We start from the raw sequence: 25,481 nt of genomic DNA, 5'->3' as shown, positions 1-25,481 counted from the left end.
TATATTTTAATATAGCATTCAAGAAAAGTTCTTACATATTTTTGAAAATAGTATGCATCAAACGCTTCTTATCGTTTATACTTTCCTCTAAAGAAATCATAGTTTCAGTTCTGTAAACACCATCGATATCATCAATCATGAAGATAACCTCTTTTGCGTGCTTAGTATCTTTTGCTCTAATTTTGCAAAAAATATTGAATTTTCCTGTAGTTACAGAAGCTACAGTCACGAATGGAATTTGGTTAATTCGTTCTAATACAAATTTTGTCTGAGAGGTATTATTTAGAAATACACCCACATAAGCAATAAAAGAATACCCTAATTTATCGTAATCTAAAGCTAAAGAAGACCCCATGATAATACCTGCGTCTTCCATCTTTTTTACTCTAACATGTACTGTTCCAGCAGATATCAATAATTTTTTTGCAATGTCAGTAAACGGAACTCTCGTATTGTCTATTAACATATCTAAAATCTGGTGATCTACTTCATCTAAACGAAATTTACTCATAATTGTTTAATTAATATTACTAATTGCTATTACAAAGTATAAAATTATATATAAAAAACAAGAAATTCACATAAAAATTAACTTTTTATTAATCCGTTAACAAATTTAACATTTTTATTTAAATAAAAATTTGCTTTTTGACCCACTTTTGGAAAACTGGAAAAATCATCCGAATATTCTTCGCCTTTTGCGTCATATTCATAATGCCCAAAATAATTTTCCAGTTCACCTACTTCAGCGATGTAAGCATTAAAATGAATCTTATTTTCGATTAATTCTTCTTTGTATTGTGCGACAAAATTCGTAATAATTTCGATACCATCATAATTTATTTTGACATTTTTATACATAAAATCATAAAAAACCACGTTATTTTGTGAAATATTCAAATATTCACCAATTCGATTATTTACTAAATCGTTTTCGGAAATGATCTGGAAGCTTAAAATTAACGCGAAAAATATGTATTTACGTGTAATTTCTCTGTCGTAATCGCCCGGATAATGTCCTGCTTCAAATAAGATCGTTGGAACTCCTAAATATTGAAAAGTGTCTCCAATACAATTAATATTAAAGGAGTCATCAAAACGTCCGACCTGTCCTGGAATATATTCCTGAAGTACTTTGTTGATCCCTGCGATGATATTTATGGCTTTTTGTCTGTTCTCATTTACTTCTCTTTCTTCATTATAGGAAGGCGCTAAAAAAGAAACTGTTGCTGGTTTTCCTTCGGTTCCTGCTCCAAAAATGGTACGCTGATCATGAAGGTTAAAACAGTAATGAGGTTTAAAGTCTTCAAATACTTTACGCAAAATATTACTTTCCGGCTGAGTCAGGTCTTGTGAGTCGCGATTTAAGTCAATTTCATTAGCATTTGCTCTCGTATATAATCTTGCACCATCCGGATTTAATATCGGAATCCAATAAAAAGTAAACGTGTCGAGCATTCTTTTGGCAAAATCAATATCATCATTCAATAAATTGATAAAATCAAATGATGCTTTTGTAGTAGTGCTTTCATTCCCATGCATTTGAGACCATAAATACACTCGTGTTGGCCCCGTACCAATTTGATAACTATAAATAGGTTCGCCTAAAACGGACTTTCCAATTATTTGTACTTGATTATTGGTATTTAATCTATCTAAAATGGGCTGAATATGATCTAACGTCAAATATCTCCCAGATATACTCTGCTCTTTGTATTGTATAAAAAGATTTTCTAAATTCATTATGTTTTGATTAGTTGACAAAAGTAAAGATCTTTATTTTTACAATTATAAAACCCCGAAAGCTTTAACAATTTAATAGTGTAACCGTTTTTTTTAAACAACAGTTAAATTTTTTATTCCAAAATTCTAATCTTTATAAAAAGTACATTTAAGTCTGATTTCTCGTAATTGAAAAATTAGCACGTATTTGGAAATTGATCCAGAAAATTTCCAAATACGCGATTCTCACGCATTTGGAAAAAACATCAGATTTTACAGTTTAATTCCATTTTCTGGAATTTTACCCAAAACTCCATTATAATGTTTTTTCAGGATTTGGTAATCGGCTTCATAATTTCCAGTTGGATAAAATGGCTCTCCCAGATTTACTTCTTTTTTGCCCCAGTCAAAAGCTACTGGAAGAATTGGCACTTTCGCTTTAAGCGCTATAAAATAAAATCCGGTTTTGATTTCATTCATTTTTTTTCTGGTTCCCTCTGGGGCAACGGCAAGACGAAAAACTTCTTTTCTTTCAAAGATTGCAGCAATAGCATCTACTTTATTTAATCCGCCGGAACGATCTAAAGGTTCTCCACCAACATTTCTAAAATAAAAACCGAACGGAAATCGGAATAATTCCTTTTTCGCGACGAAATTCATCTGCAATCCGGATATTCCACGAGTAAAAAGTCCTATATAAAAGTCATGATTACTCGTATGTGGCATTACTACTAGTATACATTTTTTTACTTCAGCATTTTCCAGTCCCACTATCTTCCAGTCCATTAGCTTATAAAAGATGAATTTGTATAATAGTTTTTTCATTAAACATTGATTATTTAATGCAAAATAAAAGATTTAATGGTAAATTTGAGTAAAAGCATACAAAATGATTCGAAAATTTTTCAGTTACATTATTCCCATAAAAATATTTAAAAAGAAATCGGCAAGAAGCAAAATGATCGAAGTTACGTGGGCAAATGGCGAACTGGTTTTAGATACTCAAAACACTAATTATTCCTATGGAAGTTTACAGCGCATATTAAGGTACGGACTTCGAAATATTGGTTACGAGAATATTCTCAAAATGGATCATATTCTATTATTAGGAGTTGCCGGTGGAAGCGTTGTAAAAACATTAGTAGATGAAATTGAATACAAAGAAAAAATAACTGGTGTTGAGATCGATCCCGAAATGATCCAGATTGCAAATCAGTATTTCAACCTGAATCAGATTAAACAATTGGAAGTGGTTATTGATGATGCTTTTGAATTTGTTCTAAAAACAAAAGACAAATACAACCTTATTATTATTGACATTTTTGAAGACACACACATGCCTAACTTTTTGTTCGAAAAATTTTTTCTGGATAGAATCTGCGTCCTATTAAAAGATAATGGTTATGTTTTATTCAATACCATGATTTTGGATGAAGCACATAATGTTAGAAATCGAAAATATATTTCTGAAGTAAATTCAGAACTGTTTATTACTAAAATGTTACCACGAATTGAAACACACAACGAAATAATAATTATAAATAAAGTAGCCTAATTTCATGAGACCCCTTACCTCCATTTTAAACGCCTTACCACCTACTAAAATTATTGATGAAACAATTTGTATTTCAGAATATACACCTATTAATCTCTCCGTTTCAAACAAGGAATTAACCGATGCAAAACTGGAGACATCAGATGATTTTGAAAAATATATTACAAATTATCTGGAAAGAAAAAATGCCAAAGTTGCTTTTGGAGGTTATATAGAAGGACGTTCTTTATATCAGAGAAGTTCCATTTTCCTGAATGAATCAAAACCGGAACGAAATATTCATATTGGTTTAGATTTATGGACAAATGCGGGAACAGCTGTACTTTCAGCACTGGATGGGAAAGTTCATAGTTTTAAAAACAACATTGGATTGGGAGATTATGGTCCGACTATAATTTTGGAACACGAAGTAGAAAATCAAAAATTTTATACTTTATACGGACATTTGTCGTTAGAAAGTATAGAAAACTTAACGATCGGAGACTATTTCAAAAAAGGCGAAAAGATTGCGACCTTAGGAAAAGCCTCAGTAAATGGAGATTATGCACCGCATGTCCATTTTCAAATCATACACAATATTGAAAATTACTTAGGAGATTATCCTGGTGTCTGCAATACAAAAGACCTAAATTTTTATATCGAAAATTGTCCCGATCCTAACTTATTATTAAAAATTACTTAAATAGTTATGAAGAAAGCAGGATTGATTATATGTTTGTTATTATTAATTGGATGTAAATCTAAAACAGTAAACAGAGATACAGAAGATTTAAAAATAAAGAAAGTTTCCGGATCTGAAATAAATGCAAATCAACAGCAAAAGGCGTATGAACTGGGAAAAAGAGTGCTGTCAACTTGTAATACTTCAAAATTTAAACCTTTTAACGAAACTGAAGTAACCAAATCGGTAATGGAAAACACAACTGAGGAGCGTTTAACCAAAACTTGCCAAAGGTTTAGACAGTATTACGGAAGCTTTATTGATTTAAAACTGGACGGAGTTTACAAAACCAAAAACGAAATAATTTACCGCTATCACGCATTATACAGTAAAAAAGTTGCAAACAAAGAATTAAGAGTTTTTGTAAATGATGAAAACCTCATTTCGGCCATTAAATCAATGGACTGGGATGAAAAATTTGATGCTAAATTGGCTAATCAATAAATTAAAAATATGAATTTAAAATTATCCCTTCTTCTATTATTGTTTATTTCAACATTTGCAAAAGCACAGCAAACTATAAGTGTAAAAGGCTCAACTCCTTTTCCTGCAACACAGGAATATACTTTTATTTGTGAAAAATATGCTTTTACCGGTGAAGCCAAAATTCAAATAGCAAAAACAGATAAAGGTGGCATTTTAAAAATTACAATTGATACTGCAAATGATAAAGCCCGAATTGCGGGTGGTTTGTACGTAGATTTAGCCAATGCAGATGTTATCGCATGTACAGATAAAAACGTAAAAGAATCAACTGACGGAAAAACAACTTCTTACTATTATTTTACTCCGGCAGAATGGTTAAAATTAAAAAAGAACGATATCTATGCCGTTAGATTTATAATTGCCGGAGGATCAAATGATTTTGGAAATCAGACTGGATATTTTACTGCTTATAATAAAATGAGTTATTTCTCAACAGCATTCGATAAAAGCAAAAAAACATTTGATACAGCTAAAGAAATTAGTGTTTTATAGTGATTTTTTAATCTAATAAATCTTATATTTAACATTAAAAATTTCCTATGAATTTAAACGAAATCCTAATAACAAAATTCTATACCGCTTTTGCAAATGCCGATGCTAAGACAATGAGTGAATGTTATCATCCCAAAGTTCACTTTATCGATCCAGCATTTGGTTTACTTAAAGAAGATCAGGTTTCAAAAATGTGGGAAATGTTACTTTCAAAAAGTAAAGGAAACTTAAAAATTGAATTTTCAAACGTAAAAGCCGATGATTCAACTGGTTCTGCCAATTGGGTTGCTACCTACAATTTCAGTAAAACAAATAGAAAAGTTATCAATAAAATCAGAGCCGAATTTGTTTTTCAGGACGGATTAATCATCAAACACACTGATAACTTTGATGTTTGGAAATGGTCCAAACAAGCTTTTGGTCCAACAGGATATTTACTTGGCTGGACAGGTTTCTTTCAGAAAAAAGTACAGAAACAAGCTTTATTATCACTGCAAAAATTTCAGGAATCAAAATAATACCTTTACTAAAAACTTTAATTTTCAATACGTTTTTTAGACTAATATCTGCCCTTTTTCCTCGATTATAATTATTTGTTACTTGTTGTTTTTTACTAAAAGTGTAAATCTCAAATACTGATGAAAGAAATTGTACACAAAAAATTAAATCAATTGCAGGCCACTGCTATTTGCGGTAATGATATTAGTTCTTCCTGCCTTTATGTATCTGCTTTGACAATATTGTATGCAGGACAATATGCCTGGATTTCGCTGCTGATTGTAGCTGTTGTATTATTTCTTTTCAGAAAAATTTACGGAGAAGTTGTTGGTGCAATTCCATTAAATGGTGGTGCCTACAATGTTCTGTTAAATACATCAACAAAACGATTAGCTTCAATTGCTGCTACCCTGACGGTCTTATCCTATATGGCAACGGCAGTTATTTCGGCATCAGAAGGAATGCACTATTTGCATGGAATTTTTGAAGGACTCAATGTTACTATTGCAACTGTTATTGTATTAGTTTTATTTACTGGCTTAGCTATTCTAGGAATTGGAGAATCTGCATTTGTAGCCGTTATAATTTTCCTGACACATATTGGAACGTTAACCTTGTTAGTTTTAGCTTCCATTTGGTTTGTTTTAACTCATGGTTTAGAAACTTTTCACATCAACTGGCACACTCCTATTGCATACGAAAGTATCAAAACGGCACTTTTTCTAGGATTCTCAGCAGCGATGTTAGGAATCTCAGGTTTTGAAAGTTCTGCCAATTTTGTAGAAGAACAAGAACACGGAGTTTTTCCTAAAACACTTCGAAATATGTGGGGAATTGTCAGTTTCTTTAATCCGTTTATTGCCATATTATTAATCAGCGTAATTCCGTTAACAGAAGTTGGAGAAAACAAAGAATCCCTTTTAGCGCATTTAGGACAAACTACCGGCGGAGCCTGGCTTGCCTGGCTGATCTCTATTGATGCCGTTATGGTACTCTGTGGGGCGGTTTTAACCTCATTTGTTGGTGTTTCCGGACTTTTAAACCGAATGACATTAGATCGGATTCTCCCAAATTATTTCCTAAAGACAAATAAAAGAGGCGCACATTACAGAATAGTAATCAGTTTTTTAATCCTTTGTATTTCTGTTCTTTTTGCTACGAGTGGGCATTTAGAATCTTTGGCAGGAGTTTATACTTTTTCATTTCTTGCTGTTATGGCTTTATTTGGAATTGGGAATTTACTCTTGAAATATAAACGAAAAAAACTTCCAAGACCGGAACGTGCTCGCGGTATAGCAGTTTTGGCAGCCGTAAGTTTTGTAATTGCAGCCTTTATAGGAAATATGGAACTTAATATTAATTCATTCTACACTTTTCTGCAATATATGATTCCGGCACTACTATTTATCGGAATCATGCTTAATCGCGTTATGCTGATTAAATTGTTAATTGAAGCCTTAGAGTATTTCTACCTGCCGCTTAGAAAAATGGTTATTGTAAGCAATCGCTATCTTCAGAATTTAAGCACGCAAATTAACTCACAGGAATTTGTATTTTTTACCAAAGGTGATGATATTACGATTTTGAACAAAGTTTTGCAGTATGTCGAAGACAATGAAACAACCAAAAAACTAAAAATTGTTCATGTCAAAAACGACTCCACTAATAATGAAGCGCTTAAAAAAGACCTTGAAGTTCTAGACCGAGCTTATGACGGACTCGACATAGAATACTTAGAAATTCAAGGAGTTTTTGGCCCTGAAATAATCGACGAACTTTCCCAGAAATGGAAAATTCCAAAAAACTTTATGTTTATAGGTTCTCCCGGAAATAAGTTTTCCTATCGCGTTTCAGATCTTGGCGGAGTAAGATTAATTATGTAATTTTTTTTAGTAGCAGAAATATTCTTGTTTTAAATAACGTCCAGTCCCGCTATCCGTTGCACATGAGCGATAGCGAACTGATGAAGTAATCTTTTACTTTTTAAAGAAAAAAGTAAAAGGATTTCCACTTCTATCGGGGCTAAATTAGAAACTTTCATTTTCATAAGAAAAAACAAACCCAATAGTTTAAAAACTATTGGGTTTATATTTTATAACCTTAGCGCACTTTGTGTAAATCCTTGTGTCTTTGCGGTCAATAAAAAATTAAGATTTAAACCAGCTTTCCACCAATTCATCTTCAAAAGAAGTAGCATTTTTATGAATAAACTCGTTTCTGTTTTTATCATAAGAATAATCCAAAGCCCATTCTTTATGATTTGCTGCCAGTTCTTTAATGCTTTGACAAACAAAAGCAATTTCTTTATCAGTAGTTGTCGGGTGAATTGACATTCTAATCCATCCCGGTTTTTTGATTAAATCACCAATTGTAATTTCGTTAACCAATTTATTAGAAGTCTCCTGATCAACATGCAATAAATAATGACCGTAAGTTCCCGCACAACTACATCCTCCTCTGGTCTGGATTCCAAAACGATCATTTAAGATTTTTACACCTAAATTAAAATGAAGATCATCAATAAAAAACGAAATTACTCCAAGACGTTCTTTATGTTGTCCTGCTAAAATCTTGATATTTTCAATAGGTTCTAATTCACTAAAAACATAATCAACGATTTCGTGCTCGCGTTGCATAATGTTTTCGATTCCCATTTCTTCTTTAAGTTCAATAGCCAAAGCTGTCTTAATAACCTGAAGAAAACCGGGAGTTCCCCCGTCTTCACGATCTTCAATGTTGTCAATATATTTATGTTCTCCCCAAGGATTTGTCCAGCTTACAGTTCCACCACCAGGACAATCCGGAATCATATTATTGTATAATTTTTTATTGAAAATTAACACACCAGAAGTTCCAGGGCCGCCTAAAAATTTATGCGGAGACATGAAAACTGCGTCCAAATATGCTTCAGGATCAGCAGGGTGCATATCTACTTCTACATAAGGCCCGGAACAAGCAAAATCTACAAAACAAACCCCGTTATATTGGTGCATTAATTTTGCAGCTTCATGAAAAGGTGTTCTTAATCCTGTTACATTAGAACAAGCTGTAATCGAAGCAATTTTAATCGTTCTATCAGTATATTTTTCTAATAAAACTTCAAGATTTTCTAAATTAAAAAGTCCTTTTTCACAAGACGGAATAATTTCAACATCAGCAATAGTTTCCAGCCATGAAGTTTGGTTAGAATGATGCTCCATATGAGAAATAAAAACAATTGGTTTCTTTTCTGCTGGGACATTCGTAAAACTTTTTAAATTCTCAGGAACTTTCAAGCCCAAAATACGCTGAAATTTATTGATAACTCCAGTCATTCCCGTTCCATCTGTAATCAGGACATCATCATTATTTGCATTCGCATGACGTTTAATAATATGTCTGGCATGATGATAGGCTTTTGTCATGGCAGTACCGGAAACAGTAGTTTCAGTATGTGTATTGGCTACAAAAGGACCGAAATCATTCAATAATTTTTCTTCAATAGGACGATATAATCTTCCGCTGGCAGTCCAGTCAGTATAAACGATTGATTTTCTGCCATAAGGTGACGTAAATTCCTGATTTATGCCGACAATATTCTGTCTAAATTCCTGAAAATAAGTTTCAAGGGTGATGGTACTATTTTTGCTATTCATTAGTTGTGTCTTGTGTTTGACTGCAAATATATCGTTTTTTTATAAAATTGCGAATTTATCAATAACAAACTTCAAACATTACATTCCTGTCGGGTATCTTTAGTTAAAAGAACTATTTTTTAGCAAATTATCATAATATCCTATCGAATTAATAGACAATAAACAAACAAAAAGTTCATTTATGGGAAATTTATCAGTAGCCACCTTTGGTGGTGGTTGTTTTTGGTGTATAGAAGCTGTAATTCAGCGTTTAAAAGGAATAGAATCAATAAAATCAGGTTATTCGGATGGATTTATTAAAAACCCTGCTTATCGTGAAGTTTGTACTGGGAGAACCGGACATGCAGAAGTTATTCAGGTCACTTATAATCCTGACATAATTTCATATCATGACTTAATTTTCATTTTCATGACAAGCCATGACCCAACAACTTTAAATCGTCAGGGCGGTGATAGCGGAACGCAGTATCGTTCTATCATTTTATATCATAATGAAGAACAAAAAGAAATTGCAGAAAAAGTATTTGAGGAAGTACAACCAGCTTACGCAGATCCAATTGTTACTCAATTAAAGCCATTTGAAGTATTTTACGAAGCAGAAGATTATCATCAAAATTATTACAATGAAAATCAGGAAGCTGGATATTGCCAAGTAGTAATTGATCCGAAAATTCAAAAACTAAAAAAAATGTACGCTGATATGTTAATTAGCTAAATTTAATTTTAGCCACAGATTTTAAAGATTAAAAAGATTTTTTTTGGCCACGAATTAACACTAATTTTTGGTTAAATTAAAAAAAAAAAATCGTGTTAATTTGTGTAATTCGCGGCAAAAAAAAGAAAGAAATCCTTTTAATCCATTTAATCTGTGGCAAAATAAAAAAACAAAATGAAAAGTTTAAAAATAAACAATCGATTTACAGCTGAATTACCTGCGGATCCGGAATTAACAAATGAAATTCGTCAGGTAAAAAACACTTTATTTTCGTATGTAAATCCAACAAAACCTTCTAATCCTGAACTAATACATGCTTCTGAAGAAGTTGCGGAATTAGTTGGGATTTCAAAAGAGGAAATTCAGTCAGATGAATTCCTAAATGTATTTTCAGGAAAAGATATTTTACCCGAAACACAACCTTATGCAATGTGTTATGCGGGACATCAGTTTGGAAATTGGGCGGGTCAACTCGGAGACGGTCGTGCGATTAATTTAACCGAAGTTGAAAATAAAAATCAGTTTTATACGCTGCAATTAAAAGGAGCTGGAAAAACGCCTTATTCCAGAACAGCAGATGGTTTAGCCGTTTTGCGTTCTTCTATTAGAGAATATTTGTGTGCAGAGGCCATGCATTATTTAGGTGTTCCCACTACGCGATCGCTTTCTTTGATTCTTTCGGGAGATCAGGTATTGCGTGATATTTTGTATAACGGAAATCCAGCTTATGAAAAAGGCGCGGTGGTTTGTCGTGTGGCTCCATCTTTCATACGTTTTGGAAGTTATGAAATGCTGACAGCCAGAAACGAACTTAAGAACCTAAAACAGTTTGTAGAATATACAATCAAACATTACTTTCCGGAAATTACAGGTGAACCGAAAGAACAATACATTCAATTCTTTCAAGAGGTAGCAGATACTACGCGTAAAATGATTTTGCATTGGCAAAGAGTTGGTTTTGTTCACGGAGTTATGAATACCGATAATATGTCTATTCACGGAATTACGATTGATTACGGCCCTTATGGCTGGTTAGAAAATTACGATCCGGATTGGACTCCCAATACAACAGACAGTCAAAACAGAAGATACCGATTCGGAAATCAGCCGCAAGTTGCGCAGTGGAATTTATTTCAATTAGCAAATGCACTCTATCCTCTTGTTAATGAAGCAGCACCTTTAGAAAAGATTCTGGATTCATTTATAATTGATTTTGAAGAAGATTACAAAATTATGTTTTTAAGCAAATTAGGAATATTTACTTCAAGCGATACTGATAATAAAATCATAAAAGGGTTAGAGGAAATTTTACAATTATCAGAAACCGATATGACTATATTTTTTAGAAATCTTAGTCAAATTAAAAAAGAAGATTCTGTAGAACAAGCATTTGAAAAGATCGAGTACGCATTTTATTTGCCACAGGAAATAAAAGATACAATTTTGGACGCATGGCAGAAATGGCTTTCTGTTTATCTAAAAAGATTGAGTAGTGAAACACTTTCTGATGAAGAACGTGCTTCAAAAATGAATGAAATAAATCCTAAATATGTGCTCAGAAATTATATGGCACAATTGGCAATAGATACTGCAGATAAAGGAGATTATTCTTTAGTAGATGAATTATTTCAGCTTTTAAAAAATCCTTATGCCGAACAGCCGAAATCGGAAAAATGGTTTGCCAAACGTCCGGATTGGGCCAGAACAAAAGTTGGCTGTTCAATGCTTTCTTGCAGTTCTTAAAAGCTTTTTTTGCCACGGATTACACGAATTCACACTAATTTCTTTTACTTTATATTTTAATTAAGTTTATAAAATTTGTGTGAATTCGTGTAATCCGTGGCAAATCTCTTTTACTTTGAGCTACTTATGTAATCTAGAATCATATTGGCGTGGATTCTTGAATTTTCTATAAACCATTTGTGTGTCTGCATACCGCCGCAGACAACGCCAGCAAGAAATAAGCCTTCAACATTGGTTTCCATCGTTTCTGAATTATAAACTGGAATTTTTAATTCATCATCAGAAAGCTGGATTCCCATTTTTTCAAGAAAATTCAAATCTGGTTTATAACCTGTCAAAGCTAAAACAAAATCATTTTCGATTGTGATTTTACCATTTGGCGTTTCAATTTCAACTTCGTTTTCTCGAATTTCGGTTATATTAGACTGAAAGTATGCTTTAATGCTTCCTTCTTCGATACGGTTTTCTATATCCGGTTTTACCCAATATTTTACACGGCTATTTATCTCGTTTTTTCGAATCACCATCGTAACATCTGCACCTTTTCTCCAACATTCCAGTGCAGCATCTACAGAAGAATTATTTGCTCCTACAACTAAAACTTTTCTAAAAACATATTCATGCGCTTCCTTGTAATAATGACGAACTTTAGGCAGATTTTCTCCCAAAACATTCATCTCAATCGGAATATCATAAAAACCTGTAGCAATTATAACATTCTTAGATTGATATGCTTGTTTGTCTGTTTTTATTTGAAAAATACTATTATCATCTTTCTTTACATCAATAACTTTTTCAAAAAGATTGATATTGAATTTAAAATAACGATGTATATTTCTGTAATATTCTAAAGCTTCCTGACGCCCGGGCTTTGGTGCCAGACAATTAAACGGAATATCTCCAATTTCCAATCTTTCGGCAGTTGAAAAAAAGGTCATATAAAGCGGGTAGTTAAAAATACTGTTTACTATCGCACCTTTTTCTATAATTAAATACTTCAGATTTTTCTTTTCGGCTTCAATGGCGCAGGCTAGTCCGATTGGACCACCACCTACTATTATAAGGTCGTACTTTGATTCTGTCATTTTATTTCTGCCAGTCTTTAAAAGGATTTTTGCTCAAATAAGCATTGTAATATCTTTCATCATTAGTAACTTCTTCACCAAGCCAGTCTGGCTTTTCAAAGGATTCTGTTTCAGAATTTAATTCAATTTCAGCCATTACCAAACCTTCATTTTCGCCATAAAATTCATCTACTTCATACACATGAATTCCTGATTTTATTTCGTAACGCGTTTTTTCGATTTTACCTTTCTCACACAATTTCAAAAGTTCTGTTGCTTCGTCCAGCGGAATTTCATTTTCCCATTCAAAACGGGACATACCGCCACTTTGACTTATTCCCTTTATAGTTATAAATCCTTTGTTCCCTTTAATTCTAACTCTAACAGTTCGCTCCGGAACAGAACTCAAGTATCCCTGAGCTATTTTATTCTGAGTAAAAGCCTGATTTTTGAAGTCGTCAGATTTGACAAGAAATTTTCTTTCTATTTCGACCATTTTAAAATGTAAATTATTTTTATGCAAGTTACTCATTTTAATCAAGTCCTTAAAAAGATAAAAAATGAAAAATTTGTTAATTTGAAAAATAGACTTTGAAGCTAAAAACCTTAAAATAACTGATTATTAATACATTACGTGTTATTTTTTTAGTTAAATTTGATAGAATCTTAACTTCATCGTCTATGTCTAAAAAAGCACTTTATCTATTAGGCATTGCAATAACCATTATTTTAGGTACTTTTTTATATCTGAAATTCTGCTGCAATTGCTCTGAGAAAATTACAACGGATGATACTCCAAAAACAGTTTCAACACCTGTTCAGGAGCCTAATTTTGTTCCGTTTGTACTAAATGGTCCTGGAATTGAATATCAGACAAATGATAATCTCAAGTTCCTTAAAAACAGCGCTACTTTAATAATACCTGTCAGTGATTCTGTCATAAGTGGTATTCAAAAATTAAAGACATTCCTGGTTTCAAACCCTCAGCAAAAAGTAACGATAACGGGCTATGCAACATCAGATGAAACAAATTCTACCAATTTTGAGAATCTGGGTCTGGCAAGAGCCAACGAAGTCAAAAATTATTTTGTCTCTGAAGGATTATCAGAAAAACAATTCAACACCAAAGGAGAAATTATAGGCAAATGGAAAATGAGTGCCGACACACTTCTAGGTCCCGCAAATTATGCATTTGACACTATAGATTCTACTTCCACAAGTGCAGGAACTGATGAGTGGACTGCTTTAAAAAGTAAAATTAATGCAGATCCGTTAATTCTTCATTTTAATACCAATCAGTCCAAAGAAACTTTAACGACTCTTGAAAAACAAAAAGTTGCAGATATTGTAAAATATACCGAACATGTAAAAGACGCTGTTGTTTTAGCTGTTGGACATTCTGATAATGTTGGAAATCGTGATTCAAACATTGTTTTAGGACAAAAAAGAGCAGAATTTTCTAAAAATTATCTTTCTAAAAATGGTATTGATGCCAGAAGGATTGAAACACAATCTAAAGGACCGGATGAGCCAATTGGAGATAATAATACTTCTGAAGGAAAGGCATCAAACAGAAGGACTGTAATTACTATTAAATAATTAATCAAAACATACGATCATGAATATACCTTGTATCTTAATACCTGCACTAGTAGGACTAATCTGTGGAATTTTAGGCTACTTACTAGGAAAAATGAATTCGAAAAATGATGATTCTCTTGCATTGTCACTTCAGGCCGATTTGGATGCCTGTAAAGCTAATACCCGAAATCTAAATGGAAGGATTTCAACTTTAGAAGCAGATTTAGCGGCAGCAAAATCTAAACCTGCACCACAATCGTTTGCAGCAAGCGCTCCAACTGTAATTCCATTTAACAGTGAATTGGCAGCAACGGTGCTCGGCAAGAAAATCAAAGAAAATGACCTGAAAATTGTCGAGGGAATCGGACCAAAAATAGAAGCTTTGTTTAACGATGCCGGAATCAAAACGTGGTATGATCTTTCTCAGGCTTCAACAGAAAAATTACAATCTATACTTGATGCAGGTGGCGAGAATTACGCCATACACAATCCAAGCACATGGGCAAAACAGGCTTTAATGGCTTACCAGGGAAAATGGCAGGAATTGAAAGACTGGCAGGATAGTCTATTAGGCGGAAAAGAGTGATTTTTTTTAAGGTTCAGAGTGACAAAGTAGCAAAGTTGCAGAGTTTTTAGCTTTTGTTGAAACTTTGTCTCCCTTACTTTTCTTAATTAATAACAAAAAAAAAGGTACAAAGTTTTTTTACTCTGTACCTTTTTTACTTTGTCACTTTGCTACTTTGTCACTCTGAATCTTAAAAAAAATCCTTTTGCCACTCTTTGTCTAAATTATACCAAAGTCGTCCATTTTTGACTTCTAATGGACAATCTATATTATTAGTATATAATGCACCGGTTCCTAAACCTTGTGGCATTTCTGAATTTTGAAGGAAAGTCCACTGCGCTATTGCATTCAGACCAATATTACTTTCTAAAGCTGAAGTGATCCACCAACCGATATTGTATTTATCTGCTAATGAAATCCATTCTTGTGTTCCTTTAAAACCTCCAATAAAACTTGGTTTCAAAATAATATATTGTGGTTTTATTTCTTGCAGTAATTTTTCTTTTTCTTCAAACGAAAATACACCAATAAGCTCTTCATCTAATGCAATTGGAAGTGGTGTCTCTTCACAAAGCCTTGCCATTTCTTTTACATTTCCTTTTTTTATCGGTTGTTCAATACTATGTAATTGAAATTGATTTAATTGAATTAATTTATTTAAAGCTTCACTTACAGAAAAGGCTCCATTTGCATCAACACGAATTTCTATTTCTTCCGCTGAAAAATGACTTCTTATAAATGCTAATAATTCCAATTCTTTTTCAAAATCGATTGCACCAATTTTAAGTTTTATGCAATTGAATCCATTAGCTAACTTGTCCTCAATTTGCTGTTTCATAAAAGCAGATTCTCCCATCCAAACCAAACCGTTTATATTGATTGAACTCACATTGTTAGTAAAATCTGAAGGAAATAAAAGATATGGATTTTCACTCTTTAACGATAAAAAAGCCATTTCAATGCCAAATTGAATGGATGGAAATTCTAATAAAGCTTCCCAAAGTGCTTTTTCTCCTAAATGAATATTATCACAGGCCCATTTTAGTTTTTCTTCATAATCATCACGATCATCGACGCTTAGTCCGCGAAGGATTCCACACTCTCCTATTCCTTTTTTACCATTTTCTTCCAGAATTATAAACCAGGTTTCTTTTTCGGTCATAATTCCTCTCGAAGTTCCGGATGGCCTTTTAAATTGTAATAAATATTTATGATAAGATGCGTTCATTTTCTTTTTAATGCTAAAATAATTGGGTACTGAGAGGCTAAGTTTTTTTTAAGCAACTTAGTTGTATAATTTTAAGATTTTCTCAAAATCTTTTGAAGGCAAACCTGCTTTTTCAAAGGTCTGAAAATCGAGTTTTGTTTTCTCAATCCAGCTTAAACTGTCAGTAACATTTTGTGTTTGGTATTTTTTATAAATAGTTTTAGCAGCGCTGTAATCGTTGCTTACCAAATAAACATGAGCCAAATTCAATTTTACCATAAGTTCCGTATCATCCAGTTTTTCTCCGTCCTGAAGTACTTTTAATGCTTTTGCATATTGTTTGGTCAGAATATAACAATATCCCAGAGAACTGTAATCTAAAGCGGTTGCTTTTCCTTCGTTAACAATAGTGTTTAATTTCGGAATCGCTTCATTGTATTTTTGTGTTTTGATTAAAGATGACGCCTGTTTTCTTAAATCATTAAAAACATTTTTAGAGATATCAGCATCTTTGTAACAAGAATTTCCAAAATCTTTATACACTTTTGTTTTTTCAACAGCCAGTAGTTTCTGAAACTCATCATAACGATATTGTTTCATGATTTTGTTTAAAATACAAACGCAAAAATCGTCAGAATTAGCCATTTTTTGTGCCATTGTAGACGTTTTGCACAAACTTATGATTTCGTTTTTATTATCCTGATTCCAGCCACGGTTCAGCTTAGTATCAACCCAAGGGACTACTTCTAAGACTACTTTTTGGCTTAAAATCCAGTTTTTACTTTCAAAACCAAACCAGATTGTACTGATGTTTTCTTTTAAACAAGATGATTTGTTAACCGACAAACGTTTTGCGTCTTTACTAACTGGCTCTGCCTGAGAATAACAAGCGTTCGTGATTTTACCGTCAGAAACGTACTTTTTAGCATTTTCGTTTGAGGTAAAAATTGAATAGGTACATTGGTCGTCTCCTGAAATTTTAGACATTAAGAAAACCGCACCAGCCGATCCCTGACTTACCCCAGACGGATCAGGAATTGCTTTTAATAAAGAAACCAGGCTATTAGCCATTTCCTGATTTTTATCTAAAAGTGTAATTCGATAAACGATTTCTGTAGTTCCAACCGGCAAATCTTCTGTCGCAATAGAGATTCTATCACGAGCCGGAACCATAATTTCTTTTGTCGTTGCTCGTTCTTTGTCCCAATAACCGTCTTTTTGAGCAAAAACGTTATAAGAAACCACAATAAAAAGAGAAAGGAATATTTTTTTGAAAGTTGATTTTTGTGAGGATGCCTTAATTGCCACAGATTTCACAGATTAAAATGATTTTTATTTTAAAAACTCCAGTATTTCAATAACATAGATTGTGCCAAATAACTTTCTGATGAAGCAGATTGCTTTAAAAACATGTAGTCGAAAGCGAGATTACTTTCTGCTTTCGACTACATTTTTGCATGATAATTATAATTCTATTGATTCTCCTATTTCTAAAAGCATCAAATCTTTTCCTTTATCGAAGAATTTACGAATAGCTTCTTCATGATTAATTTCGATATAACCGAAAGTATCAAAGTGATACCCTAAAATTTTGTCACATTCTACAAAATCTGAAGCGATAATCGCATCCTCTACATCCATTGTGAAATTATCTCCAATTGGAAGAATTACTAAATCTAATTCTGTACGAAGCGGAATCAATTTCATGTCGTAAGTTAAAGCGGTATCTCCCGCGATGTAAATGTTTTTATGCTCGCCTTCAATTACAAAACCCCCAGGATTTCCACCGTAAGTTCCGTCAGGAAAACTGCTGGAATGAATTGCGTTTACATATTTTACTTTTCCGAAATCAAATTTCCAGCTTCCACCGTGATTCATTGGATGTGAATTGAATCCTTTATTTCCGTAGTAAGTTGCAATTTCTGCATTGGAAACAATCACTGCATTTGTATTTTTTGCAATGGCCTCAACATCCAAAACGTGATCGCCATGTGCATGCGTAACCAAAATATAATCTGCTTTTATTACATTAATATCAATTCCGGAAGCTTTTGGATTTCCGGTAATAAAAGGATCTACAATAATATTTTTTCCTCCTACTTCAATTGCCAAAGAAGCATGTCCGTAATATGTGATTTTCATTTTTATCTAATTTTAAGTTTAAAGTTGTTTCTATCTTCCGCCTAAAAACAAGTTCACAATGATGTCCGAAATCAACGAAATCATACAAACGGTTAGTAGGATTGAAAGTAAAAAAGTGCTCAACGCCAGTTTTTTTAATTCCGGATCTAACAACTTAGGATCCTGATTTTTATAAACTGTAATTAAATGCTTAGTTAAAGGAATATAAGCCAATATAAACAAATATTGATCAAAGTTGTAATCGCTCAGAATAGCAAAAACGACTACTAAAAGCATTGCTGTAACGATCAAAGTATAATGGTAAATTTTAGCATTTGCAGCGCCTATTTGTACTACAATCGTATTTTTTCCTGCTTTTTTATCCGATTCCTGATCACGCATATTGTTCAAATTCAAAACCCCAACACTCAATAATCCAATTGAAATGGCTGGCAGAATCAAAAGCGGATCAACCTCTTTCGCATATAAAAAATTCACTCCTAAAGTACTGACCAATCCAAAGAAAATGAAAACGAATACATCTCCAAATCCTCTGTAACCATAAGCTCCGTTTCCAACCGTATACTTAATAGCTGCTACAATTGCAGCAATTCCCAATAGTAAAAAGAAAATTGAATATCCAAAGTTATCTTTGCCAAAAGCAAAATAAATCAAGATTATGGCAGACAATAAAGTTAGTAAAGAAGTAATTATAATGGCTTTTTTCATGGCTTGAGGCGTAATAACACCACTCTGAATAGCACGCTGCGGTCCTACCCGATCTGCGTTATCAGTACCTTTTACTCCATCACCATAATCATTGGCAAAATTGGATAAAACCTGTAAACCTAATGTTGTTAAAAGTGCGAAACCAAAAATCTTCCAACTGAATACTTCTGTCGGTGTGTTAATAGTTTCTGTTGGATTTGATAAGGCGTATATACTTCCAACTATAATTCCGGAAACTGATAAAGGCAATGTGCGCAATCTTGCGGCTTCAATCCAATGTTTCATATTGTAATTTTAGATTTTAGAATGTCGATTTTAGATTATTACATTCTGATTAAAAATAGATAGATTGAAAATCTAATATCTGAAATCAGAAATCTAAAATTATTATGGCAACCATTTATTTTCCCCAAAGTTCGGTTTTCTCTTTTCTAAGAAAGCATTTCTTCCTTCTTTTGCTTCTTCTGTCATATAAGCTAAACGAGTTGCTTCTCCTGCAAAAACCTGCTGTCCAACCATACCGTCATCTGTTAAGTTCATAGCGAATTTTAGCATTTTGATCGAAGTTGGCGACTTTTGAAGAATTTCCTGTGCCCATTCGTACGCAGTAGCTTCCAATTCGTCGTGCGGAATTACGGCATTTACCATTCCCATTTCAAAAGCTTCCTGTGCGGAATAATTTCTACCTAAGAAAAAGATTTCACGAGCTTTTTTCTGACCTACCATTTTTGCTAAATAAGCAGATCCGTAACCTCCATCAAAACTAGTTACGTCGGCATCTGTTTGTTTAAAAATAGCATGTTCTTTACTGGCAAGTGTCATATCGCAAACTACGTGTAAACTATGTCCGCCTCCAACTGCCCATCCCGGAACAACTGCAATAACAACTTTAGGCATAAAACGAATTAAACGCTGTACTTCCAGTATATTTAAACGGTGCTGACCATCATCTCCTACATATCCCTGATGTCCACGTGCATTTTGGTCTCCTCCACTGCAAAAAGAATAAACTCCGTCTTTTGTTGAAGGCCCTTCAGCAGAAAGTAAAACAACTCCAATTGAAGTGTCTTCTTGTGCATCATAAAAAGCCTGGTATAATTCTGAAGTGGTTTTAGGGCGGAAAGCATTTCTAACATTTGGTCTGTTAAAGGCAATTCTCGCTACTCCATTGCATTTTTTATAAGTTATATCTTCAAATTCTCTGGCTGTAATCCAATCCATTTTGATTTTTTTGTTTAAATAATTATACGGTAAAAATAAGGCATTTTTACAATTTTACCTACTCAATTTGGGTTAAGTCTTAACGAAATCGCCACACAATGTTAACAATTGGTATTTACTTACAAAAAATAACATTTTTTAACATTAGTTTAGAAAAATAATAATTAATTTTACATCCTAGAAATCAACGAGATACATTTTATTTACTTGATTTCAGATTGATTTTCTTTCACTGATTTATTAACCTAAAAAATGATTTTTTTGAGAAAATTTAAAAAATTTGTCGCTCATTTTTTTAGGGTTTTCACTAACAAACCTCAAACTAAAGAGCAAATGATTTATGTGTTTGTCGAAACTTCAAAAAGAAAAAAGTAACACCTAAGGTTAAAGGTTAGAATTGTAACTATGATTAGTATATAAAGGATAACGAAAAGAGGAAAAAGTACTAATTCACACTTTCTAAAAGTTATTTTATAAACCAATGGAGCAGCCGTGAAATTCTCTTTTTGCTTTTAAGATATTTGCATTAATTGTTTAAAAGACATACCGTCAATAGGATAATCTCTAAAATACGTAAAGCTATTATTCTGAGATGGATTCGAATTATTTTATTTCTGTTTTTTTTTAATTACAATTTTTTTTAAAACTAGAATAAAAAGCAAAAGGCTGCTCGTAATGAGCAGCCTTTTGTGTTATATATACTTTCGCAAATTCCAAAAATGAAAATTCCAAATTCCAATACTTTGTGTTAAAGCTATTTTTGTAATTTGGAATTCGAAATATTGGAAATTTAATTTATTAAATAAATTCCGTCTTCCTTTATTTCAATAAGTCTTTCTTTGTATAAGGTTCCAATTGCTTTTTTAAATGATTTTTTACTCATTTTTAAAACAGTCTTGATGTCTTCGGGATGGGAATTATCGTTTAACCTTAGAAAACCTCTGCTTGCTCTTAATTCACTTAAGATTTTTTCTGCATTCGGTTCGATACTTTCAACTCCCTGAGCCTGAAGCGCAACATCAATTTTGTTATCAGGACGAATGTTTTTGATATAACCACGTAATCTTTGACCAGTTCTGATAGAATCATCATAAACTTCGTCTTTGTACAAAAGACCTTTGTGTTGTTCGTTGATAATTACATTGATTCCCATATCGGTAATATGAGAAACGATTAAATCTACTTCTTCTCCTTTTTCAACTGTTAAATCGTCATTGCTCAAAAACTGATTGGTTTTACTTGATGCAACCAAACGATTAGTCTGTTTGTCCATGTACAAATAAACCAAATAACGTTTGCCTTTTTCCATTGGACGGGCTTGTTCTTTGAACGGAACCAGAATATCTTTTTCCATTCCCCAATCCATAAAAGCCCCAACATTATTGATATAATTTACACGCAAAAGAGCAAATTCATTCAATAAAATATAAGGTACTAAAGTGGTTGCAACCGGTCGTTGTTCGTGATCCAGATAAACAAAAACGATTAATTCTTCTCCGATTTCAAACTCTTTTGGAACATATTTATTTGGCAATAAAACATCGTGAACACCTTCTGGATCAATTTCAGGATTACCTAAAAACAGACCTACTTTGGTATCACGTAATATAGTTAGAGTATTGTATTTTCCTATTTCAAGCATTTTTTTAATATTCTAAGTTGATTATACAACTAAGTTTTGTCATGCAAAGGTACGAAGTTTGAAAATGTTAAATCAAAAATGTTTAACATAAAATAAAAAGTGCCGCAAAACGACACTTTTTATTTAATTCTAATAGGTAAAGAGAATTAATTTAAACTCTTAAAATATTGTTTTAGAATAACATCATTTTCAGTTGTTGGTGTAAAAATCTCCAATATTGTCGGAGCATCATCACTTTGATATAGAAATTCTATACCTGTATTTAAGCTTTCTGAATCATTAGCAACAAAATAATTACAGTGATACATCTTAGCTAAATGTTCTGCAGTTAAATGATGCGAAGTTTCAAAATAAGTATTGAAGACCGGTTTTTCCTGATGTCCCGGAAGAATTCTGAAAATTCCTCCTCCTCCATTATTTACTAAAATAATTTTAAAGTTTTTAGGAATATAAGCATTCCAAAGCGCATTACTGTCGTACAAAAAGCTGATATCGCCGGTAATAAAAATATTTTGTTTTGAATTCCCAACTGCCGCACCAATTGCTGTAGATGTACTTCCGTCAATTCCACTGGTGCCGCGATTGCAGAAAACTTCAATCGATTCATCAATATCAATTAATTGTGCATAACGAATTGCGGAACTATTACTAACCTGAAGCTGACTGTTTTTAGGAAGCGATTCTATCACTTTTTCGAAAACTTTAAAATCTGAAAAACCAATTTGACTTAAATATTCTTTTCTCTTTTCCAGTCTTTCTTTATATACAGAATCAATATTTTCAAAATAATCACTTTCTACAAATGTCGTTTTTGAAAGTAAATCTTTAAAGAAATCATTTGGCTGCATTTCGACATGTTTCGTTAACGCTCCAAATGTATCGTAAGCACGCAAAGTATCAATATGCCAATGATGCTCTGGTTTGTATTTTCGTAAAAAAGCTTTAATTCTTTTTGAAACTACCATTCCACCAAAAGTGATTAAAACTTCCGGATTAAACTCTTTAAAATCAGAATCATCAAAAGGTGTAATTAAAGTATCAATACTATTAATAAAATTAGGATGATGAAGATTAGAAGTTGTTTCTGTAAGTACCACAATTGAAGGATCTGAAGCTAAATTTTCTATAATTTCCTTGTCAATTGTATTCGCTTCATTAACTCCAACCAGAACTAATTTTCTTTTCGCTTTATTCCAAACAGAAACAAATTCGTCACTATTTTCTATATTTTTTGTGCTGATACCAGAAATGAAATTGGTGATTTTCGGTTGAACCGAAAGTTCTTCTGTAGTTTCATACAAAGGTTCTTCAAAAGGCGCATTAATGTGTACAGGTCCTTTTTTCAGAATTGCAGCCTCAATCGCCTGATTGATTTTTAAATCATTTTCTTCTGAAGCTTCCTCCGTAAGATTAGCATTAAAAACCGAATGATTCAAAAATACATTTTGCTGACGAATCGTTTGTCCGTCACCAATATCTATTTTGCTCTGTGGACGATCAGCAGAAATTACAATTAAAGGAATCTCACTGTAGAATGCTTCCGCGAAAGCGGGATAATAATTTAATAAAGCTGATCCTGAAGTACAAACAACAGCAGTCGGTTGTTTAGTTTGCTGTGCGATTCCTAATGCGAAAAAAGCGGCGCATCTTTCGTCTGCGATACTATAACATTTAAAATTAGGATTTTGAGCAAATCCAATCGTTAAAGGGGCATTTCTGGATCCTGGAGAAATAATAATATTGATAATGCCTTTGGCAGATAAAATTTCGATAATGCTTTGTGCAAGCGCTATTTTGGGGTAAATCATTCTGATCGTGTATTACTTTTATAAAGAAAATCACTAATTTGATTTTTCTTAATCTTGCTTACAAAGTTACAAAGTTCGCAGTTTATTTATATTACAATTAGGAATATATTAAGGCTCTTTCTCAAAAAAGGAGATATATTTGTAAAATCGAATTATTAATAAAAGCCTGACTTAATTATGCGTTTCTTTTTACTACTCTTTTTAGCTGTTACTTTTCAAACTGTACATTCTCAAAATCAATTTGTTCCTGTTGATATTCCGTATAAAACAGCACTGGAAACTGCCAAAAAAGAAGGAAAACCGCTTTTTGTGATGCTTTATGCAGATTGGTGTCCGCATTGTAATTTGATGAAAAGTGAAGTTTTAAGCGATCCTGCCGTAATTGATTTTCTGAACAAAAATTTTGTTTGTACTTATAAAAACATCGAAAAAGAGGAAGGAATTGCGCTAAAGACTAAATTCAGTACCAAATCACTTCCAACTTTTTTATTTTTAGACGCCAATGAAACGCTGATTTATGCCTTAAAAGGGGAAATGAAAAAAGCGGAGTTTCTAAATGAGCTTAAATATTCTTTAAATCCGAAAATGCAGCTACCGTATTTAGAAAAGGAATTCATGATTGATCCGAGTAATTCAGATAAATATTTCACTTATTTAAATACTTTAAAGAAAGGAAAAGACAGAACAGAATTATCTCCGGCAACTCATACCTATTTAAATACACAGTCTGATAATCAGTTGGTCAGCGAACTAAATTGGAGGGTTATTGCAAATGGTGTTACCGATATTAAATCAAGAGAATTTCAGTATGTTTTAAAACATCAAAAAGAGTTTGCTGCGGTTGCTTCTCAAAGTAGAATTGATCGAAAAATTGAAAGTATTGTTAATGAATTGCTTCGTCCTTTAGTAGATAATTTAGATACTGTAAACTATTATAAACAAAGAGAAGTTGCAAAATCGATTCGTTTGCAGAAAACAGATTCATTAGTTTTCAAATATGATTTAACTTTGGCAGAAAGAACTGAAAAATGGGATTTTTACAAAAAAGTCACTCTTGAAGATACTGAGAAATTGGCCTGGAAAGATGCGAGCTTTCTTAAAGATATCGGGAATACTTACTTGAAGCATATTAACGATACAGAAAGCTTAAAAAAAGCGATTTATTGGGTAAATCATTCCTTAGAATTGAATGATTCTTATGATGGAAATTTGCTTGAAGCCAAACTTTATAACAAAATAAAAGATAAAAAGAAAGCTTTAGAATACGCTAAAGAAGCCAAAGCCTTTGCTAAAGAAATGGGCTGGGATTCTAAAGATGTAGATGCATTACTGGCAGAACTAAACAAAAAATAATTACCTAAACACAATGAGCATCATTTTAAGATCAGCTACCGAAAACGATTTGCAAAAGATATTAAAAATAGTAAATCATTCCATTTTACATACAACAGCCAATTATAGCTATGAAATTCAGACCTTAGAAGTGCAACAAAAATGGTTTGAAGATAAAAAGGCTAAAAATCTACCTGTTGTGGTTGCCGATTTAGATGGCGAAGTCGTTGGTTTTGGGAGTTATGGCCAGTTTCGCGAAAAGATTGGCTATCAATATACTGTAGAGCATTCTGTTTATGTAGTAGATAATATTATTGGAAAAGGAATTGGCTCTAAACTTTTAACAGAATTAATTCGTTTAGCCAAAGAGCAAGGTTTCCACGTTATGATTGGTGCAATTGATGCCGATAATGCCGGAAGTATTGCCTTTCATGAAAAATTTGGTTTTGTAGCAACCGGAACAATTCGGGAAGTCGGCTATAAATTTGATCACTGGCTGGATCTGGTTTTTATGCAACTGATTTTGAAGTGATTTTACCGCAAAGACACAAAGATAAACGCAAAGTTCGCAAAGTTTATTTTTTTGTCATTCTGAGGAACGAAGAATCACACTAGTATTTCCGTTCAGTAATTCTCCAATCTTT

Annotated in this window: 25 protein-coding genes; 12 read left to right on the top strand and 13 right to left on the bottom strand. The window is 32.7% G+C overall.

Annotation, left to right across the window (positions count from 1 at the left end):
- Positions 1-31: 31 nt before the first annotated feature.
- The 3 genes from HYN56_RS18000 to HYN56_RS17990 all read right to left on the bottom strand — a co-directional run bounded on the left by HYN56_RS18000 (position 32) and on the right by HYN56_RS17990 (position 2,547).
- Positions 32-511, bottom strand: coding sequence for an Lrp/AsnC family transcriptional regulator (locus HYN56_RS18000; protein ID WP_008468989.1), 480 nt, complete (start codon positions 509-511; stop codon positions 32-34).
- Positions 512-588: 77 nt separating this feature from the next.
- A complete protein-coding gene (locus HYN56_RS17995) occupies positions 589-1,743 on the bottom strand; it encodes a M14 family metallopeptidase (RefSeq protein WP_109193439.1) in 1,155 nt (384 codons plus the stop codon).
- 252 nt (positions 1,744-1,995) lie between these two features.
- Positions 1,996-2,547, bottom strand: a complete 552-nt coding sequence (locus tag HYN56_RS17990) for a 1-acyl-sn-glycerol-3-phosphate acyltransferase (protein ID WP_109193438.1) — start codon at positions 2,545-2,547, stop codon at positions 1,996-1,998.
- A 64-nt stretch (positions 2,548-2,611) separates the two neighbouring features.
- On the opposite strand from HYN56_RS17990, the gene HYN56_RS17985 reads away from it, so the two are divergent.
- The 6 genes from HYN56_RS17985 (at position 2,612) to HYN56_RS17960 (ending at position 7,357) form a co-directional block, all read left to right on the top strand.
- Positions 2,612-3,277: a spermidine synthase gene (locus HYN56_RS17985; RefSeq protein WP_109193437.1), complete on the top strand. Its 666-nt coding sequence runs from the start codon at positions 2,612-2,614 to the stop codon at positions 3,275-3,277.
- Positions 3,278-3,281: 4 nt separating this feature from the next.
- Entirely contained in the window at positions 3,282-3,959 is a 678-nt protein-coding gene (locus HYN56_RS17980; protein ID WP_109193436.1) for a peptidoglycan DD-metalloendopeptidase family protein, read from the top strand.
- Positions 3,960-3,965: 6 nt separating this feature from the next.
- Positions 3,966-4,442 (top strand): hypothetical protein, encoded by a 477-nt coding sequence (locus tag HYN56_RS17975; RefSeq protein ID WP_109193435.1) that lies wholly within the window; start codon positions 3,966-3,968, stop codon positions 4,440-4,442.
- A gap of 9 nt (positions 4,443-4,451) precedes the next feature.
- A complete protein-coding gene (locus tag HYN56_RS17970) occupies positions 4,452-4,976 on the top strand; it encodes a hypothetical protein (RefSeq protein WP_109193434.1) in 525 nt (174 codons plus the stop codon).
- A 47-nt stretch (positions 4,977-5,023) separates the two neighbouring features.
- A complete protein-coding gene (locus HYN56_RS17965; RefSeq protein WP_109193433.1) occupies positions 5,024-5,494 on the top strand; it encodes a nuclear transport factor 2 family protein in 471 nt (156 codons plus the stop codon).
- Positions 5,495-5,614: 120 nt separating this feature from the next.
- On the top strand, positions 5,615-7,357 hold the full coding sequence (locus HYN56_RS17960; protein WP_109193432.1) for an APC family permease: 1,743 nt from the start codon (positions 5,615-5,617) through the stop codon (positions 7,355-7,357).
- Positions 7,358-7,621: 264 nt separating this feature from the next.
- Here HYN56_RS17960 and HYN56_RS17955 read toward each other — a convergent pair whose 3' ends face one another.
- Entirely contained in the window at positions 7,622-9,109 is a 1,488-nt protein-coding gene (locus HYN56_RS17955; RefSeq protein WP_109193431.1) for an aminotransferase class V-fold PLP-dependent enzyme, read from the bottom strand.
- 181 nt (positions 9,110-9,290) lie between these two features.
- Between HYN56_RS17955 and msrA the strand changes: the two genes are divergently transcribed.
- Positions 9,291-9,824: a peptide-methionine (S)-S-oxide reductase MsrA gene (gene msrA / locus HYN56_RS17950; RefSeq protein ID WP_109193430.1), complete on the top strand. Its 534-nt coding sequence runs from the start codon at positions 9,291-9,293 to the stop codon at positions 9,822-9,824.
- A 174-nt stretch (positions 9,825-9,998) separates the two neighbouring features.
- Positions 9,999-11,567: a protein adenylyltransferase SelO gene (locus HYN56_RS17945; protein WP_109193429.1), complete on the top strand. Its 1,569-nt coding sequence runs from the start codon at positions 9,999-10,001 to the stop codon at positions 11,565-11,567.
- A 110-nt stretch (positions 11,568-11,677) separates the two neighbouring features.
- On the opposite strand, the gene HYN56_RS17940 is transcribed toward HYN56_RS17945, so the two are convergent.
- Both HYN56_RS17940 and HYN56_RS17935 read right to left on the bottom strand, forming a co-directional pair.
- Positions 11,678-12,652 carry a YpdA family putative bacillithiol disulfide reductase gene (locus HYN56_RS17940; RefSeq protein ID WP_109193428.1) on the bottom strand — a complete coding sequence of 325 codons (975 nt, stop codon included), beginning with the start codon at positions 12,650-12,652 and terminating at the stop codon, positions 11,678-11,680.
- Position 12,653: 1 nt separating this feature from the next.
- On the bottom strand, positions 12,654-13,127 hold the full coding sequence (locus HYN56_RS17935) for a CYTH domain-containing protein (RefSeq protein WP_109194863.1): 474 nt from the start codon (positions 13,125-13,127) through the stop codon (positions 12,654-12,656).
- A 185-nt stretch (positions 13,128-13,312) separates the two neighbouring features.
- Here HYN56_RS17935 and HYN56_RS17930 point away from each other — a divergent pair, with 185 nt between their 5' ends.
- Together HYN56_RS17930 and HYN56_RS17925 are read left to right on the top strand one after the other, a co-directional pair.
- The gene (locus HYN56_RS17930) at positions 13,313-14,230 is read left to right on the top strand and encodes an OmpA family protein (protein ID WP_109193427.1); all 918 of its coding nucleotides are present in this window, start codon (positions 13,313-13,315) and stop codon (positions 14,228-14,230) included.
- 19 nt (positions 14,231-14,249) lie between these two features.
- Positions 14,250-14,798: a hypothetical protein gene (locus tag HYN56_RS17925; protein WP_109193426.1), complete on the top strand. Its 549-nt coding sequence runs from the start codon at positions 14,250-14,252 to the stop codon at positions 14,796-14,798.
- A gap of 169 nt (positions 14,799-14,967) precedes the next feature.
- Here the strand turns inward: HYN56_RS17925 and HYN56_RS17920 are convergent, their stop codons facing one another.
- The 7 genes from HYN56_RS17920 to menD form a co-directional block, all read right to left on the bottom strand.
- Positions 14,968-16,005 (bottom strand): o-succinylbenzoate synthase, encoded by a 1,038-nt coding sequence (locus HYN56_RS17920; protein ID WP_109193425.1) that lies wholly within the window; start codon positions 16,003-16,005, stop codon positions 14,968-14,970.
- Between the two features lie 57 nt (positions 16,006-16,062).
- Positions 16,063-17,301 carry a tetratricopeptide repeat protein gene (locus tag HYN56_RS17915; RefSeq protein ID WP_109193424.1) on the bottom strand — a complete coding sequence of 413 codons (1,239 nt, stop codon included), beginning with the start codon at positions 17,299-17,301 and terminating at the stop codon, positions 16,063-16,065.
- Positions 17,302-17,448: 147 nt separating this feature from the next.
- On the bottom strand, positions 17,449-18,126 hold the full coding sequence (locus tag HYN56_RS17910) for a metal-dependent hydrolase (protein WP_109193423.1): 678 nt from the start codon (positions 18,124-18,126) through the stop codon (positions 17,449-17,451).
- A 30-nt stretch (positions 18,127-18,156) separates the two neighbouring features.
- The gene (menA, locus tag HYN56_RS17905) at positions 18,157-19,119 is read right to left on the bottom strand and encodes a 1,4-dihydroxy-2-naphthoate octaprenyltransferase (protein ID WP_109193422.1); all 963 of its coding nucleotides are present in this window, start codon (positions 19,117-19,119) and stop codon (positions 18,157-18,159) included.
- Between the two features lie 102 nt (positions 19,120-19,221).
- The gene (locus HYN56_RS17900; protein WP_012024845.1) at positions 19,222-20,055 is read right to left on the bottom strand and encodes a 1,4-dihydroxy-2-naphthoyl-CoA synthase; all 834 of its coding nucleotides are present in this window, start codon (positions 20,053-20,055) and stop codon (positions 19,222-19,224) included.
- 790 nt (positions 20,056-20,845) lie between these two features.
- The gene (locus tag HYN56_RS17895; protein ID WP_109193421.1) at positions 20,846-21,697 is read right to left on the bottom strand and encodes a CvfB family protein; all 852 of its coding nucleotides are present in this window, start codon (positions 21,695-21,697) and stop codon (positions 20,846-20,848) included.
- 146 nt (positions 21,698-21,843) lie between these two features.
- On the bottom strand, positions 21,844-23,505 hold the full coding sequence (gene menD / locus HYN56_RS17890) for a 2-succinyl-5-enolpyruvyl-6-hydroxy-3-cyclohexene-1-carboxylic-acid synthase (RefSeq protein WP_109193420.1): 1,662 nt from the start codon (positions 23,503-23,505) through the stop codon (positions 21,844-21,846).
- 177 nt (positions 23,506-23,682) lie between these two features.
- Here menD and HYN56_RS17885 point away from each other — a divergent pair, with 177 nt between their 5' ends.
- Complete coding sequence (locus tag HYN56_RS17885) at positions 23,683-24,858, top strand: thioredoxin family protein (protein WP_109193419.1); 1,176 nt, start codon at positions 23,683-23,685, stop codon at positions 24,856-24,858.
- A 13-nt stretch (positions 24,859-24,871) separates the two neighbouring features.
- Entirely contained in the window at positions 24,872-25,369 is a 498-nt protein-coding gene (locus HYN56_RS17880) for a GNAT family N-acetyltransferase (RefSeq protein ID WP_109193418.1), read from the top strand.
- The last annotated feature ends 112 nt before the right edge of the window (positions 25,370-25,481 follow it).

Source organism: Flavobacterium crocinum (assembly GCF_003122385.1).
Classification (GTDB): domain Bacteria; phylum Bacteroidota; class Bacteroidia; order Flavobacteriales; family Flavobacteriaceae; genus Flavobacterium; species Flavobacterium crocinum.
Note: the sequence above shows the minus strand (reverse complement) of the source record. Positions and strands in the feature narration are given on the sequence as shown.